The organism is Paenibacillus darwinianus (genome assembly GCF_000598065.1).
In the GTDB taxonomy this organism is placed as follows: Bacteria; Bacillota; Bacilli; order Paenibacillales; family Paenibacillaceae; genus Paenibacillus_I; species Paenibacillus_I darwinianus.
This window is the reverse complement of the sequence record NZ_KK082171.1, coordinates 25042-40478: the sequence shown is the minus strand read 5'-3', so window position 1 is coordinate 40478 and position 15437 is coordinate 25042. Positions and strand designations below refer to the sequence as shown.

Sequence of the window (15437 nt, the reverse complement as noted above, 5' to 3'; positions counted from 1 at the left end):
CGAATACACTTTCTACGATTTATTGATTTTCTTCGACCTGATAAGCAGTCAAAGGCTCCGTGTCTACCGACCGGAGCCCAACGCTGAAGCGGTATTAAATTTTATGCTTTTTCCGGTATTCGCCGGGCGCCATGCCCGTCGACTGCTTGAACTGCCGATTGAAGTAGATGATGTTCTTGTAGCCGCAGCGTTCGGCAATCTCATAAATCTTCAGCGTCGGGTCGGACAGGAGCCCGCAAACATGCTTCGTCCGGCGCTCGTTCAGAAAATCGCTGAAATGCGTGCCTGTTTCCTCTTTGAACAAATGGCCGAGATAATTGGGCGTAAAATCGAAATGCGCCGCAACCTCTTTCAGCGTGATCTTCTGCTCCATACGGTCTTCCACATATTGCATAATCCCCTCGATCAGCTTCCTTTTTTGCTTCCGCCTCTTCATGTACAGCAGCTCGGAGAGCTCGAAAAATCTGCGCCGCAGCCACGACAGGATATCGTGAACCGTCTCAAATTGGAACAGTACGACCGGCTGATGGGACTCCCACTTCAGCAGCTCGTACAAACTCTCGTTCATTTGCTGAAGATCCGCATGCAGCTTGGAGGTAATGCGAATGATTAGATCATACACATCCGTTATGCGGGTTAACGGCACATCTTTACCGAACAGCTGCAGCAGACAATCGTCGATCGCAACCAGATCATACTCCAGGATGGCCTTAAGCATGCGGTCGACCGTCGGTTCCAGATTCAAGCTGAACGTCTGTTGCGACGCCGGATCCGACACTTCCCGAATGATCCGGTTTTTGCCAAGCAGCCATTTGGCGCTTAGCGCCGCCTGGGCCTGTCGATAGGACTTATGTAGCGGCTCCAGCTCATACGCAAACTTCCCGATCCCGATCGTAACAGTCAGCGGAAAAGCGTCCCTCACCGCCTGAATCAAGCTATCAAGCAGCGTCGTAAACCGCTCCTCCTGCTGTCCGGCCAGCACGACATAGCGCGCGTGATGATCGGGGATGAACGTTCCGAGCTGCATATCCTCGGCATATTTCCTTATGAACCGCTCGAGACCGGCGATCAACGCCCGCCGCTGATCCTCTGTCATGTCGCGCGTTTTCCACTCCAGATCGTCCGGTTCGATGATGGCCGCTGCGGATCCGGTGCCCGGCAAAGGCAGCAGCACGTTGCGGATATGCTGCTCGACCGTTCCCTGGGCTGCCTCGTTGAACCAGCGCAGCAGCAGTTCTTGCTGGACGAGCGAAAGAGCCTCCGTTAAAGAACGGTTCTGTTCCCATTCTTCTTCCACCTTCGCGCATAATGCCTTAAGCATCTCGTAAAGCTCTGTATCTTCCACCGGCTTCAGCAAATAACCGTGAGCATTGAGTTGAATAGCTTCCTTCGCGTAGCCGAAATCTTCATGTCCGCTGATGAAGACGGTTTTGACGGATGGATGGATCTCCTTCGCTTGGCGGGCGAACTCGATCCCCGACATAATCGGCATTCGGATATCGGACAGGATGATATCGGTTCGGGATGCTTCCATCCGCTTCAGCGCATGGAATCCGTTATGGGCAGTGCCGATCACGTTCAACGGCAAGTCGAAGCCGGATACCCGGCGTCTCAGCCATTCCAAATCGATGGCCTCGTCGTCCACCAAAAGAATGTTGATCGTACTCATAAATGACCTTTCCCCCCCTCGCTTTGTCCGTCCTGCTCCCCGCTTTCGTTGATCGGAAGCAGGATTTGCACGGTGGTTCCTCCGCCGTATATGCTGGCGATGTGAATGCCCGATTCCTCACCATAACTGAGCTTAATGCGGTCCACCACGTTTTTCAAGCCATACCCACCCGATTCGCTTGACCGGTACGGCATGCTTTTCAGCGCTTCCGGCTTCATGCCGATTCCGTTGTCGATCACTTTCAGCTCAATCCGGTTGCCGATCCGCCTGCCGGTAATACGGATCGCGATCGTATCCCCGAACCACGCATGCTTGAATATATTTTCGACGAACGGCTGCAAAATTAATTTGATGACCGGGATGTCCATGATTTCCGGCTCCACATCGTAATAGACGGTGAACGCATCCGCATATTTGACCTGTTGAATCTCGAGATAGGTGCCCACCTGCTCCAATTCCTTGGTTAGCGGAATCAAAACTTGTCCTTGATTAAGAGACAACCGGTAGAACCTGGAAAGCCCCCGGACCATCTCCGTTACCTTCCGAGTTTCACCCAGATTGGCCAAGCTGCTGACGGCCGACAGCGTATTGTACAGAAAATGGGGGTTGATCTGCGCCTGAAGCGCCTCAAGCTCCGCCTGCTTTTTCTGAATACCTTGTATGTATACGTTGTTGATAAGCTCTTGAATATTGGCTGCCATTGTATTGAAGGCATCTGCGATCTGGACGAATTCGTCGTTGCCGGCAAATCGGATCCGTTTCTGAAAATTGCCTTCCTGAAACGATCGGATCAACGCAACGATCCGCTTCATCTTCCGCCCCGACAGACGCGCGACGATGTATCCGATAAAGGCCATAACCAGAAAACTAACGGCGCAGACCATCACAATAACCTGCCTCAGCCGGGCGGCGTCTTTGTTCAGGTAGGAGTGGGGCACCCATGTTTCGATCACATAATCGACACCGGGAATCCGTTCCGTGAGGCGAAGCGAGGCTCTGGAGCCCGTTCCGACATCGGCTGGCCCGCGCTGATACAGAGAAACTCCCGTCTTCACGTCGGTCAACCGCAAGGAAACGCCCTCTTCAACCGGGTAGGCGACGAAATCCCCGAGCAAATCCTCCAGACTGGCTGTGATTCTGACGTAACCGATCACGGTTTGATAATCACTGTAAGACACCAGTTTGCGGAAATGGGAAATATTCGATAACGGCCGGTCGGTGCCCACCTGAAGCCACAAATTGTCCAGTCCATCCGCCTGGATGGTTTTCATCCAATCGGTGTCCCGAACCTCGGCGAAGGGCAGCACATAATAATCGCTGTCCTTGATGGGCTCCGCCATATTGTCGCCGGCCACATAATTGAGATCTTCGTTCAGCGTGTACAGTATCAACCGGATATTATTCCCGAACAACTGCATCGGCGCCTGGATTTGCGGAACGATTTCATCCATCATGGTCAGATAGATATCCAGCGAATCCCCCTTCTTCTGCAGCGCGCGCTGAAAAGACAGGCTGCCGAACAGCGTGTCGGACATGCGGCGGATCTCGTCCATTTGGTACTCCAGGTTGTTTCTCGTCTGCTCCATGGCGGTCCGGATGTTCGTCTCCGCCATCTCCGTCCGGGATCGGATGAGCATCGTATATGAAATGTAACCGATAAGCACGTCTGTTAACAGCACCAAAGTCAGGTACGGCACCATCATTTTATACGTGAATGGAAAGTAGGCTTTCATCGTCTGACATCCTTATAACCGGTAATTTGTATTCTTATCTTACCTTCCTTCTCGACATAAATAAACATGCGGGGACCTATTGCGTTTTCATGCATATTGTAAATCTTTGCCCTTGCAGCCCGACATCACGGAAAACAACGAAATGCAGTACTTTTTCCACGATCGGCGTTCAGGCACCCAAATCCGACTGCAAATTTGTATGTAAAAAAACGAGGTCGCCATAACGTCTTGGCGGCCTCATTTTTCATAAAATAGAACTGAGCCAAATCGGTCTCGCCGTACACCACGCTCATCACTTTGAGGAAAAATAAAAGAAACGCCGGGTGAATTCGTCCCTATTTCCGCTCTCTTCTTCACGAACTCTATCGTTTTCGTTGTCCTTTTCCTTGTACCCGCGCTTCTTCCAGTCCGGCAACTCATCCAATGTCAGCACATAGGGATGATTGTATACCTCAATCAGATGCTGACGATCATTCTGAATGCCGTCTTGTATAAATGGACCGGACCACGTTACGAACCAGCTCCAATGCGCACTGTACAACTCAAGCAACTCGGGGTCCGGAATCGGCCCGTTCTCGGTAAGGGCAATGAGCTTCCGGTCGTTCACCAGTCCCTTCAGATTGTCATATCGATTGCTTAGCGGACCGTAATCCCCCGCCTGCGGATAGCTGTCGATGCTCACAATGTCCACGTACGCGTCGCCAGGGTACCATGCCGGGTTCTCGGAATTCCAAACCCAAATCAGGTTGTTCAGCTTATGATAGTTGGTAAGTCTGTCATACATGAGGCGGTATAGCTTCTTTGCCGGCTCCGGGCCTTTCGCTCCCCACCAGAACCAGCCGCCCTCCGCTTCATGAAGGGGCCTCCAGAGAACGGGAACCTTCGCTTCCTGCAGACGTTTCAGTTGAACGGCGATCGCATCGATATCACGCACCAGCAGCTTATAATCTTCCGACTGCGGATTGTCCATCGCATATTGGACATCAAATGTCGTCGCATAGGTGTAGAAGCCTTTCCACCACTCTTTGCCGGGTTGATTGATCAGTCCCTTCGGCGCGTTCCAATGCCAGGCGAACGTGACGATCCCGCCTTGTTCATCCCATTCGAGCGCCTCCTCCACCTCTGTTGAAGACGCACCGTATTCAACGCGGGAGGGCGAGTAGTCGATCAGGTCGAGACCGAGAACGGCCGGTTTTTTGCCCGTCGTGTTATAAACCCAATTCGCATCGGCCAAGGTCTGCTGCCCCGACAGGATACGATTGCCGTACTCGGATCTCAGATACCGGTACAGCGCCTCGGCTTCTTTGGAAGCTTTCGGATTGACGAGGTCCTTCGTCACTTGATGGGGAAGAGGCGTCGGTGCTTGTTCGATACGGATCGCGTCGATGTTGTACCACCCCCAGTTGCTGACGAAGCCGATGGTGTTGTTCCCGGCTTGCAATAATAGCTTGCCGCCTTGCGCTTCTTCGAACCCGACGCTCTGTCTTAACGTAAGTTCGCCGCTCGGATTGCCGTTCAAAAACAGGTTTGTCTTCTTATCTCCGTACGGCGAATGATAACGAACGGTTAATGCATACAGCCCCGTTGCAGGAACGTTCACAGTGATGACAACCGAATCGGAGTTTTCGTTGAAGCCCGTGACGTAACCGTTGCCGGAGTAGCCTGCCGTCTCGGAAGATACGCTTACACCCGTTAGTACGCCCTCCTCCGCTTCATAGGTTACCGACGCCGCCTCTGTCTTTTTGTCCAAGCCGGGTGCGACGGCAGCAATGAGTGCGAGAATGAGCAATCCGTTACCTAATTTTCTGAACACATAACCTGCCTCCCTCCGATTTTCAACTTCCCGGACGGCTTATTTAGCCAAATACCAATGCTTCAGGACGGTCTCCGCTTGTTTGCCGTAAATATCGAAGCCGCGGTCGTTCTTGGCTTCCGATCGGGGATAAAGCTTCACGCTCCAGTCCCACCAGAAAAATCCACCGAACCACTCTTGATCCCAGAATACTTTTATTGCCGAGCTGTAAAAATTCGCTTGCTCTTCTTCATTGAAGGACAACTCGGTATGCGAGAACTCCCATGGCATCGTCGCGCAGCCATGCGCACTGCGGCAGCCGATTTCCATAAAGACGACCGGTTTGTTGAACCTGCGGTGAAGCTTTGCTAGCTTATCGCGAACCGGCAGCCATTTTGCGATCATATTGTCTTCCGTATCGCCAGGAACGCTGCCGACAGGGTAGTAGGCGCTCGTTCCGATCATATCCACCTGATCGAACCAGGCCACGCCTTCTTCCTTGCCGTGATTGGCATTGTAGATGAGCGGTCCCGAATAAACCTCCCGGACGCGCGCGATCAGCGTGGTCCACCTGGCCGTTTGCGATTCGGTTTTCACCATTTCGCAGCCGACACAGAACATTTCGCAGCCGAGCTCCTCCGCCAATTCCGCGTAATGCAGCAGGAAATACGTATAGGATTCGAACCATTTGTCCCAGTAAGGCTGCGTCGCGCTTTCTTCATCCGGGAATCCGATGTGCGCCCGCCATATGCCGTCCTTTGAATTCACGACGGGCTTCAAGCATACCTTCAGCCCCGCCTTTCGGGCCTCGGCGACCGCGAACGCGATGTCCCGGTCGGTCATGGTATAGCCGTATTCGAAAGGAATTTCCGTGGAATGAACCGACTCTTGCCGCGTATAGAACGACAGGGCGATCCATTCGCTGCCCGTTTCACGCAGCTTTATGATGGAGTCCGCCGCTTCCGGCGTCCGATAGGCCCCCCGGGTGCTATTCCAACCCCATGTCATGCCTTTTATGAACATCCGATTCAATCTGTTGTCCTCCGGAAGGTCGCACACCAAGTTGACGTGCCCTCTGTTTTTATTCCTGCTGCTGCCAGCCGGCGTCTCTCTGCAGTACGCGGATCAATTGCTCGGCCATAAGGCGGTGCGTAATGACATTCGGATGGCCGGTTTCGCCGAGACCGTCCCGCTTCACGTCGGCCGGAATATTCGGATCGCCGTTTTTCCCTTCGTTGCCCGAACGCGGCGCTGATGGAATCGCCGATGATCTCGAGTCTGTGCTCCCGGCGCGGCGGCGGCGTCATAAACCGTCCGCCTTCCGGGAGCTGAATTATAACACGATAAACTGGCAGCCAGCTTTCCTGACAAATTGGATCCATGGCTTTCCGTCGTCGTCACATATAACGCGAACGTATTCTTGAAACCAGGTAGTATGGCCGATCCCGATGACTTTCGGGTTCATTCGCCATCGCCTCTCTTAGTCCGACGAATCGCAGCAGCCTGGAATACCTTGTCGAAGCCTTTGCTGGAACGATTCAACAGCGTTTCGGAGGAGTCGGACGGCGCCATCTGCGTCAATATTTCCTGCGCCACAACGCCAGCATACCCGATATGATGGAGAGCGTGCAGAAAACCGGGCAAATCGATAACTCCTTCTCCCGGATACAATCGGGCATTGTCCAGCACGTCTTCCACCGGCACGTCCGGGGCATCATTGATATGGACATGAACGATCTGGTCAGCACGCAGCTTATAAATGTCCTCAACCGTCGATCCGTTCGTATGCCAGTGATAAGCGTCGAATAGAAGTCCCACATTCGGCTCGCCGATCGCATCGATCCAATCCAGCGTTTCCTCCATCGTCCAGATGAACGGATTCGCCCATCCGGTGCGCAAGTGATGCGGACCGACGAATTCCAGGCCCAGCCGAATGCCGTAAGCATCGAGAATCCGGGCTGCGATTCGCATCCGTTTCGTGGCCAGCGCCATAAAATGCGACGCCTTCTGATCGGTCGAGGGCAAAATATAGGTGCAGCAAGCGGTGCAGCCGAGCGCGGCGGCCGCCTCGGCGGCCTCGGTCAGGCCGGTCAATCCATCCCGAAACACCGCATCGCTCTGCCGCCACTCCACAGGCAATCCGATCGAACCGATAACCATCTGATTCTGCCGGAGCAGCTCTTGGGCGTTCTCAATGCCGTGCCGCTTGATAAGTCCCAAAGCATCGATGTCGACAGCTTCAAAACCGTAGTGCGCCGCCTTCTTGAGGAACTGCTCGTCACTTCCGATATCGCCTAAGCCGGCGCGCGTGAGTCCGTATAACATGGCTAGGCCTCCTTCCTTTCGAATCTTACGCATTCCAGTTGAGCTTGACTTCATCCCCCGTGCGGGACGACTCGTAGATCGCGTCCAGAACGAGATTGTTGGTAAACCCGGTCAATGCCGAACTGATCGGCTGCTTGCCGTCGTGGATACACGCCAGGAAGTGGCGGCTAAGACGCAGCCGTTCCCCTTCGTCGTTGTCCGGCTTGCGCAGCTCCGTCTCCGACGGCCGGTCGAACTTTTCCGTCAGCAGCTTGCCGCTCGCGCCACGGTAGGCTGCGCCCCCTTCGGTACCCATCAGATGGATGAACGGCGTATTGTCCGTATCCATATGAACGGCCCAGCTCACCTCCAGCGTGAGAGAGCTTCCGTCCTCCATTTTGATGAGCGCCATCGCCAAATCTTCGACGTCGTAAACACCGTTCCAATCCGGCGTCCCCCATGCGCCGATCCCTCTCCGCTTGGGCCCGAATTCCGCATAGGTCGATCCGAAAACGGACACAGGCTTCGGGTTCCCCATCAGGAAGAGCGCCAGATCCAGCATATGCACGCCGATGTCGATCAGCGGACCGCCGCCCGACTGCTCGGTTTGCGTGAACCAGGTGCCCCAGCCGGGGATGCCTTTGCGGCGGAACCAGCCGGTCTTCGCGGCATAGATACGGCCTAATTCTCCTCGATCCACCTGCTCCTTGATTTGCAACGGAACCGATTCCCACCGCATTTGATGGGCCACCATCAGCACCTTATCCGACTTGCGGCTCGCCTGCAGGATTTGCCGGGCGGCATCGCCGCTGATGCCCATCGGCTTCTCCAACAGCACATGCTTGCCGGCCTCGAGCGCTTGAACAGCAAGCGGGGCATGATGCTGATTAGGCACCCCCACGATCACCGCATCCACTTCCGGATGGCCGATGAGCTCCTCATTGGTTGCCGTCACGATCGGAATCCCGTTCGCCTCGGCACGCTTCCGGGCTTTGGCTTGATCGATGTCGGTGATCGCCACGATTTCGCATTCGTCCGACAGTTTGGAGAATTCTCCGATGTGCACGCCTCCGATGTTGCCCGCGCCGATCATACCAAGTCTGATTTTATTCTCATTTGTCATGGTCAATCTCCTCCAATCGATTGGTTTCCTTCATCAGCGAATAACGCAAATCATGCCCAGCCTGAAGTTGGTGCCCCGGCATTCGGTCCGGTTGCCGTGAATGACCTCAAGCTCGAAACGGTGCGCCTCGCGGTTCAGATCGTCTCCGTGTACCCACAGCCGGTACCAGCCATCGTCGCCGACCCAATCCGGGCGATCCCGTGCAACGGATACCCATTCGCCGCCGTCGATCCGGTAACGAAACTCGGCGGACGTCCGCCCGAAATCGAATCCCAGGGCAACTCCCCTGCCGTCAAACGTAAATGCCAGCTTCGCTCCTACCGCAGCCGTTTCCAGCACGCGGTCAATCCATTCATAGTAAGGCCATCGACGGATCGTCCAAGGACCTTCCGTACTCACCTCATCCAGAGGCAATTGGATTGATTCCCCCCAATGCAACAGGTCAAGCGGCTTCACCATTGCCGCCGACTGCCTTTCAACCCAGTACGGGTCGCCCGCACGCGATGAATCCTGTTTCAAGAAGGCGATTACGCTTTCGCCGTAGCTCATGCTGCCCCTGGCGGTCGGATGGAGACCGTCCGGCAGCCATTCCTCCCAACGGATAGCGCCTTTCCGGACTTCCTCCAGCGCGTGCAGCCCCATCCAGACCGAGCCGATTCCGTAATGCTCCGCGAGCTCTTCCAATTCCCGAATTGAATCCGGCTCCCGGCCGGCTGCCATCGGCTCGTACATATCCTGACAAAAAGTGTATACGAACACCACATCCCGTTCCCCGTCAGCGAGCAGCTTCCGAATCAAGCCCTCCCGCGTTCGCCTGCGCCGCTCGGAGGGCGTATCGTGATCGTTAACCGCATATTCGACGAACACGATGTCGCAGCCTCGGTGGATGAGATCCCGCTCAGCCCGCAAGACGCCGAGGTCGCTTCCCGTCGCTCCGATCGCGGCATTCTCGACCGCAATTCTCGCCTCAGGGAAGCTCCGGGCGAACCAGGCAATAACCGGCTCAGGCCAGTTGTGCCTGGGTCTGGCGTCCGTGATGGAGCCGCCGATAAATCCGAGGGTGATTCTTCCCTCATTCAACTTGCGGAACGTGCCGGTCAGTGCTTTGCGATGCTTCCAAATCTGCAGCGTCATCTTATTTGCTCCTTCTTGTCTGTTTGCCGCTTAGGGGAGACGGTAGGCCGTCAGATCCGGCAAATCTTCCCGCGTCAAGGTAAACGGGTGATCGTATAATTTCCGCAGCATCTTGAGTTCCGTATATTTCTCGGAGTATACCAGCCGTCCGTTATCCTCTCTGTACACGAATGTTCCGTACCACGTACAACACCAAGACCAGGGTGCGCCGTCCTGAATCAGCAGGTCAGGGTCCGGCAGGGGTCCGTTCTCGGACAGCGTAATGATCTTATTGGCGGACGTATAGGACAACGCCTGACGGAACCGGTCGACTTGCGACTCATAATTTCGCTCCGGCGGATAAATGTCTTCGCCGATGATGTCCACATATTCGTCGCCCGGGTACCAATCGCCGTGCTGGCCGTTCCAGACCCAGATCAGGTTATTCAGTCCGTGAAGCCGCGTCAACCGGTCGTACATCAGCTTCCAAAGCGCAATACAGGGCCCAGGGCCTTTCGCGCCCCACCAGAACCAGCCGCCGGACGCCTCGTGCAGCGGACGCCACAGCACCGGCACGCCCTCGTCCTGAAGCCGGCGTAGCTCTTCGGCGATCGCGTCGATATCGCGAAGTAGCAAAGCAAATGATTCCGAAGACGGATCCTTCATCGCCGCTTCGATATCGAAGGCGGTCGCGTTCGCATAGAACCCCTTGCTCCAGTGCTGGTCAGGATCCCGATCCAGCAGATCCTTCGGGGCCCCCCAATGCCAGCAGAACGTCACAATCCCGCCTTGCTTCCACCAGTCGATCGCGAGATCGGTATCCTGGGAAACGGCGCCGCGCTCCGTCCGTCCCGGCGAATAATCCATCAAATCGAATCCCATTACAGCCGGGTATTTTCCCGTCGCTTCAAGGATGATCTCCGGCTCCGGGTTGCGCCCGACTCCCGCTTGCTGGCCGGTCAGCATACGCTTCCCGTACATATCGCAGAGAAAAGCCATCAGCCGCTTCGCGTTATCCGATGCGTCCGGATTAATCAAGTTCGGTTCGACCCGAAAATTTGCGTCGCTTGTCAGATTGATCATGGTCAGCCACTCCCTATTGCGTCTTAAGTCTGAATCGTCATCCACTTCGGTGAGAACAACGTCGATCGCGATCATACGAAGACGGGCGAACCTGCAGGATTGCGGAGCGATCCGTTTAGCCGACAACGCCCGTGCGCTCCACGCTTTCCACAAAATAACGCTGCACAAACCAATACATCACGATCAAAGGCAGAATGGCGAGCAGGATACCGGTGTCGACGACCATCGCCACATAATTCGGATCCGCCTTCACATTCGGATTGGTCCCGACCCCGAGCATGAGCGGAATCTGTTGGCTCGCATCTGCGGGAAGCGCGGCGATATTCACCGGCATCAGATTGCTCTCGCTCATGAACAGCGTGGTGAAGAACGTGTCGTTATACTGCCAGACGAAGGCGAACAGAATCACGGTAAGCAGCGGCGGAACAGCATTGGGAAGCATGATCCGAAAAAAGGTTTTGAACCCTCCCGCCCCGTCGATGAGCGCCGCTTCCTCGATTTCCTTGGGCAGCCCCCGGAAAAATTGACGGAAAATATAGATGAACAGACCCGACTTCAATCCGTTTGCGGTTGCTGCCGTGATCATGGACGGCCAGAACGTATTCAGCAAATTCACGCCGTCCTTACCGGTCAACAGACTGACGATGCCGAGAATGTCGAAGCTTCGGAAATGAAGGTACATCGGAACCATCAAGGTGCTCATCGGGATCAGGATGGTAAGAATGACCAGTGTGAACAACACGTTGCTTCCGGGAAAATCAAACCGGGCGAAGCCATAGCCCGCAAGCGCACACGAAGCGGCCTGCAGCAAGGTAATCACCGTCACGAATAAGAGCGTATTTCCAAGAAGCGGCCAATAGTCGAGCAGCTCGATCGCCATGCGGATGTTGTCAAGCGTGAAGTTTACGGGCACCATATAGATCGTCGGATTATAAATATCCTCTTTCGCTTTAACGGCAACCGACACTTTCTGCAGCAAAGGATAGAGGATGACGAACGAGATCCCGATAATCAGCGCATACCGGAATGCGGCCCATAGCCACTCCAGCGATTTGTTCTTGGTCTTCCTGAACTTGTAATAGATTACCGCTTCGCTGCGTGCCCTTTTGGCATCCAAGATTCGCCTCTCCCCTCGAATCAGTTATAGTAGAACACTTTTCTGGAAATCAGCACGCCGACAATAAGCAGCAGGACGCCGACGACCAGCGTATACAGCCAGGACATGGCGGCGCTGAGACCGAAATTCTGCGTCTGAAACGCCGTCGCGAATATCGTTTGGGTAACCGGGCTGTCCGTGAACGAATCGATAATCGTATAAATGGCATTGGTTAGAATAAGCGGACTCACCATCGGAAACGTAATTTTCCAGAATGATTCGTAAGGCGTTGCGCCTTCCATCTTGGCCACTTCGTACATCGCGGCAGGAACCGACTGCAGGGCGGCCAGGAAAATGAGAATCTGTACGCCGGAGCTGCGGATAATTTCATAAATCCGCATGACGGCTTCGATAATATAGTCGATGAACCACCGCGGCATACCGGCTTCATCCAGCATGATGACCATGGACAGGATATCGACCCCGGATTGGGCGTCTCCGACCTCTTTTGCCGCCTCCGAATTGCCGACCAGGTTGATAAGGCCCGCCGCTTCGGCCGACGCAATCGCGCCGGAGGCCAGAATAACCGGCAGGAAAAAAACCGCTCTCGCGAAGCCCCGGCCCTTGAACTTCTGATTAAGCAGCGTTGCCGCGAACAGGCTGAAGAACAAAATCAACGGCACATCCACGAGCATCGCTGCCACGGAATCCGTAAGAATCCGGTTAAAATTCGCATCGACGAATAAGGCGTCGTTGAAGTTTTTCCAGCCGACATTCATCAATTCGTATCCGCCGGGTGCAATGATCAGTTCGTTGAAGCTGAACTTGACGGACTGCACGAGCGGTATCGCGAACAGGAACAAAAATCCGAGCAGCCAAGGGAGAATGAATGCGACGCCAAGCAAAGCTCTCCGCCGGGTAAGGGTCAAACTTCGTTTATTCATCTTTGCCACCCCTTACGAGCGCATAACTTTGCGCATCTACGCGAGTCCCTTTGATCATGACGGGCTGTTCGGTATAGTTGACGAGAACGGATGCACCGTCCTCATATTGAACCTCCACGAGTCCGTCGGCAAGCCGCGTATGACGTTTGATCGCTTGCGTCCGTAAGCCGGAGAGCACCGCGTTTACTTCTTTGTACATGGCAACGGCATCGTCATACCATGCCACGTAATCCGTGGAATACATGGTATCGAAGCGGGTGTACTTCAGCTTGGACGACGGCTCGTAGGACCACAGGAAATGAGGAGCCGCACCGAGTTCTAGGCTGCGAAGCATTTGCCGTTTCATGTCCTGCTCGTCGTCCAGATTGATCGCCGATCCGGCATAGTCGACGAATCCATGCAGCACCATCTGATAGAAGGGCACTTCCTCATCCGTAATATTGAATTTACTGGTCGAAGTCGGCACATTGATAACCTGATCGGCATATGGCAGCGCAAAGGCGTTCCCTCCGGTCAGTAACGTATTCGGGTATTTCTCCTTGATCTTCCCGAGCTGCCCAGTAATGATGTTCTTGGCGGTTTCACGGAAAATGACGCGATTTACGCGGTAATCCGAATAGACCAAATCTCCGAGATCGCGAAGAGCAACGGCGTCCGTCCCGTACGAAGCGTAGCTGTCGATGAACTGATCGACATAATACGGAAGCTTGGCGGGGGACAGGAGATAATAGATGCCCAAATCGAAGTCCATGGCGTTGAACGCGGGATTAAACGCTGTACGCGCCGCTTCTTCCCGGGTAAGAAACCTTGCCCCATCCGAAGAAGGGGTGAAATAGCGGTCATCTTGGTACACTTGCTGGAAGGACACATCCGGGTACAGCCTACCGCCGATTTCGGCCACCTTGTCCTCGAGCGCCTTCAATTCCGGCTTCCCGCCAAGCACTTCGTCCACCTTCACGTTCACAGGCAGCTTATGGTTCAAACCCTTATTGAACCAGCCCATAAATCGCATTTGGATATTGGTGATCCCGTCCGATTGAAGCTTTTCGGCGATTTGCCCGGCCTGTTCGAAGGAGGTCATCGACACCAGTGCATCATAAGGAATGCCCAGGAAGGTTCGCCTCTTCTCGATCGCCCCCAACATATCCACATAGAACGGGATTGCAGCGCTTTCTTCGAGCGGCTTCAGAACGCCTGTCTCCGTAAGCCGGTTGCGGTAGAGCTTGGCCATGCCGGAATAATCCGCGTCTTCACCGGACAGGAAACTGTACCGAACCTTGATGTCGCCTTCATACCGCCGCTCCGACAACAGTTTGATGGACTCTACTTGATTGCCCTTGTAGAGATCCAGCGAGTCCTCTCCGCGAACGGCAAAGCTGCTGTACACATGGTTGTAGGAGTTTTGTTTGCCGGAAATATCGGCGTTGATGCCGGCGATTCCGTCTCCTTGTTCGATGACCGCGAACCAGGCGTCGCCGCCCGACTTCAAGCCGAATACCGGCATTCGTGCGCTTTGGGCGACTTGGCCGCGGCGGCCGCTGTTATCGTTGTAGTCGTCGCCGTACAAACGCTGCGCATACAGTTCGTTTTTCACTTTGCCATTGTTTAAATAGATCAGGCTACCCGTTCCGTCCGGCACGAACATGTAGCCGTTCTCCTCCATGCCTGCGGCTCCGAAATAACCGAGCAGCTCGATCGAGCGGATGCGATAGGCTTCGCTTTCCTTGATCTGCGCGACTGGCACCGAGATCAGCAGGGAATCGCCGTCCAGCCTGTATTCGAGCGGTACGGTGAAGTTGGGCCGATCGGAAGCCGCGCCCCCGGCAATCCCGTTCTCTTCGTTGTCGAGCGCCAAATCGTCCGTCGTGTAACCCGCTTTTTCGAAGGCGGCCAGCATTTTGTTCAGCACCAGCTGCCGGGCAAGTTGGGCGTCCATACGCTCCAGCACTTCCTTATTTGAAGATAGCGGATAATAGCGCAAACCGACGTAACGCGCAGTCGCTTCGTCCAATTTACTGAGAACCTTCTCCTCCAGCCGTTTCTTGCTGATCAGCCGGGGCAGCGCTTCAATCCCGAGCGACATGTCCCCGAGCGTATAGGTGACCCGGACCCCGTTCTCGATGCTTTCCGCTGTAAACTGCTGCTTGCTGACGCTCTGTCCGAAGCTGGTGTACGTGTTCAGGTTACCAACCGCGTCCCGGAAGGAAATGTTGACCGGAGAGGCCATGGACTCCTTCTCGAACGGCGACGCTTTGGCATCCGAATCGCGTTCGGCCGGGCTGCTGCGCCATATCTTGCCGCTGCGCTTATCCTCTACAGCGAACTCTGTCGTATCGGCATGATAATACAAAGCCAGATCGTCGGTCTGCGCAACGAGCTTCATGCCCGGGACTGCGTCCGAGCCGCCCGGAAGCGCCTTAAGCGCCGCCGCTCGCGCAAGCTCAGCCGTACCTTGCGTATAAGAAGCCGCATCGATGGCCGGTACGCCGCGCGTGTTGAGAATAATGAAAAAGACTGCGATTCCGGCAATTGCGGCGCAGGCCGCCACCGCTAGCCATTTTTTTTGTTTTATCAAGGGGG

The 15437-nt window shown here is 54.9% G+C and carries 11 protein-coding genes; all 11 read right to left on the bottom strand.

Annotated features, from left to right (window positions below; all coding sequences use genetic code 11):
* Positions 1–94: 94 nt before the first annotated feature.
* Positions 95–1669 (bottom strand): response regulator transcription factor, encoded by a 1575-nt coding sequence (locus BG52_RS09865; RefSeq protein WP_036584468.1) that lies wholly within the window; start codon positions 1667–1669, stop codon positions 95–97.
* A complete protein-coding gene (locus tag BG52_RS09860) occupies positions 1666–3402 on the bottom strand; it encodes a sensor histidine kinase (protein ID WP_036584470.1) in 1737 nt (578 codons plus the stop codon). Before BG52_RS09860 ends, BG52_RS09865 begins: the two co-directional genes overlap by 4 nt.
* 292 nt (positions 3403–3694) lie before the next feature.
* Entirely contained in the window at positions 3695–5215 is a 1521-nt protein-coding gene (locus BG52_RS09855; protein WP_051588150.1) for a glycosyl hydrolase, read from the bottom strand.
* Between the two features lie 39 nt (positions 5216–5254).
* Complete coding sequence (locus tag BG52_RS09850) at positions 5255–6202, bottom strand: glycoside hydrolase family 113 (RefSeq protein ID WP_051588154.1); 948 nt, start codon at positions 6200–6202, stop codon at positions 5255–5257.
* 453 nt (positions 6203–6655) lie between these two features.
* Positions 6656–7519, bottom strand: coding sequence for a sugar phosphate isomerase/epimerase family protein (locus BG52_RS09840; RefSeq protein WP_036584474.1), 864 nt, complete (start codon positions 7517–7519; stop codon positions 6656–6658).
* Between the two features lie 25 nt (positions 7520–7544).
* Complete coding sequence (locus BG52_RS09835; protein ID WP_036584476.1) at positions 7545–8621, bottom strand: Gfo/Idh/MocA family protein; 1077 nt, start codon at positions 8619–8621, stop codon at positions 7545–7547.
* 33 nt (positions 8622–8654) lie between these two features.
* A complete protein-coding gene (locus tag BG52_RS14890) occupies positions 8655–9755 on the bottom strand; it encodes an SGNH/GDSL hydrolase family protein (RefSeq protein WP_051588152.1) in 1101 nt (366 codons plus the stop codon).
* Positions 9756–9785: 30 nt separating this feature from the next.
* Positions 9786–10817 carry a glycosyl hydrolase gene (locus tag BG52_RS09825; protein ID WP_036584479.1) on the bottom strand — a complete coding sequence of 344 codons (1032 nt, stop codon included), beginning with the start codon at positions 10815–10817 and terminating at the stop codon, positions 9786–9788.
* A 115-nt stretch (positions 10818–10932) separates the two neighbouring features.
* Positions 10933–11934: a carbohydrate ABC transporter permease gene (locus tag BG52_RS09820; protein ID WP_036584481.1), complete on the bottom strand. Its 1002-nt coding sequence runs from the start codon at positions 11932–11934 to the stop codon at positions 10933–10935.
* A 20-nt stretch (positions 11935–11954) separates the two neighbouring features.
* Positions 11955–12857 carry a carbohydrate ABC transporter permease gene (locus tag BG52_RS09815; RefSeq protein WP_036584484.1) on the bottom strand — a complete coding sequence of 301 codons (903 nt, stop codon included), beginning with the start codon at positions 12855–12857 and terminating at the stop codon, positions 11955–11957.
* Positions 12850–15432, bottom strand: coding sequence for a DUF5696 domain-containing protein (locus BG52_RS09810; protein WP_223298976.1), 2583 nt, complete (start codon positions 15430–15432; stop codon positions 12850–12852). Before BG52_RS09810 ends, BG52_RS09815 begins: the two co-directional genes overlap by 8 nt.
* Positions 15433–15437 lie beyond the last annotated feature (5 nt).

What these genes read in the sequence shown, in the direction of transcription:
- BG52_RS09835 (WP_036584476.1), bottom strand. Translation starts at nt 8,621, where the DNA reads ATGACAAATGAGAATAAAATCAGACTTGGTATGATCGGCGCGGGCAAC.
- BG52_RS09825 (WP_036584479.1), bottom strand. Translation starts at nt 10,817, where the DNA reads ATGATCAATCTGACAAGCGACGCAAATTTTCGGGTCGAACCGAACTTG.
- BG52_RS09850 (WP_051588154.1), bottom strand. Translation starts at nt 6,202, where the DNA reads ATGACATGGGGTTGGAATAGCACCCGGGGGGCCTATCGGACGCCGGAA.
- BG52_RS09840 (WP_036584474.1), bottom strand. Translation starts at nt 7,519, where the DNA reads ATGTTATACGGACTCACGCGCGCCGGCTTAGGCGATATCGGAAGTGAC.
- BG52_RS14890 (WP_051588152.1), bottom strand. Translation starts at nt 9,755, where the DNA reads ATGACGCTGCAGATTTGGAAGCATCGCAAAGCACTGACCGGCACGTTC.
- BG52_RS09815 (WP_036584484.1), bottom strand. Translation starts at nt 12,857, where the DNA reads ATGAATAAACGAAGTTTGACCCTTACCCGGCGGAGAGCTTTGCTTGGC.
- BG52_RS09865 (WP_036584468.1), bottom strand. Translation starts at nt 1,669, where the DNA reads ATGAGTACGATCAACATTCTTTTGGTGGACGACGAGGCCATCGATTTG.
- BG52_RS09860 (WP_036584470.1), bottom strand. Translation starts at nt 3,402, where the DNA reads ATGAAAGCCTACTTTCCATTCACGTATAAAATGATGGTGCCGTACCTG.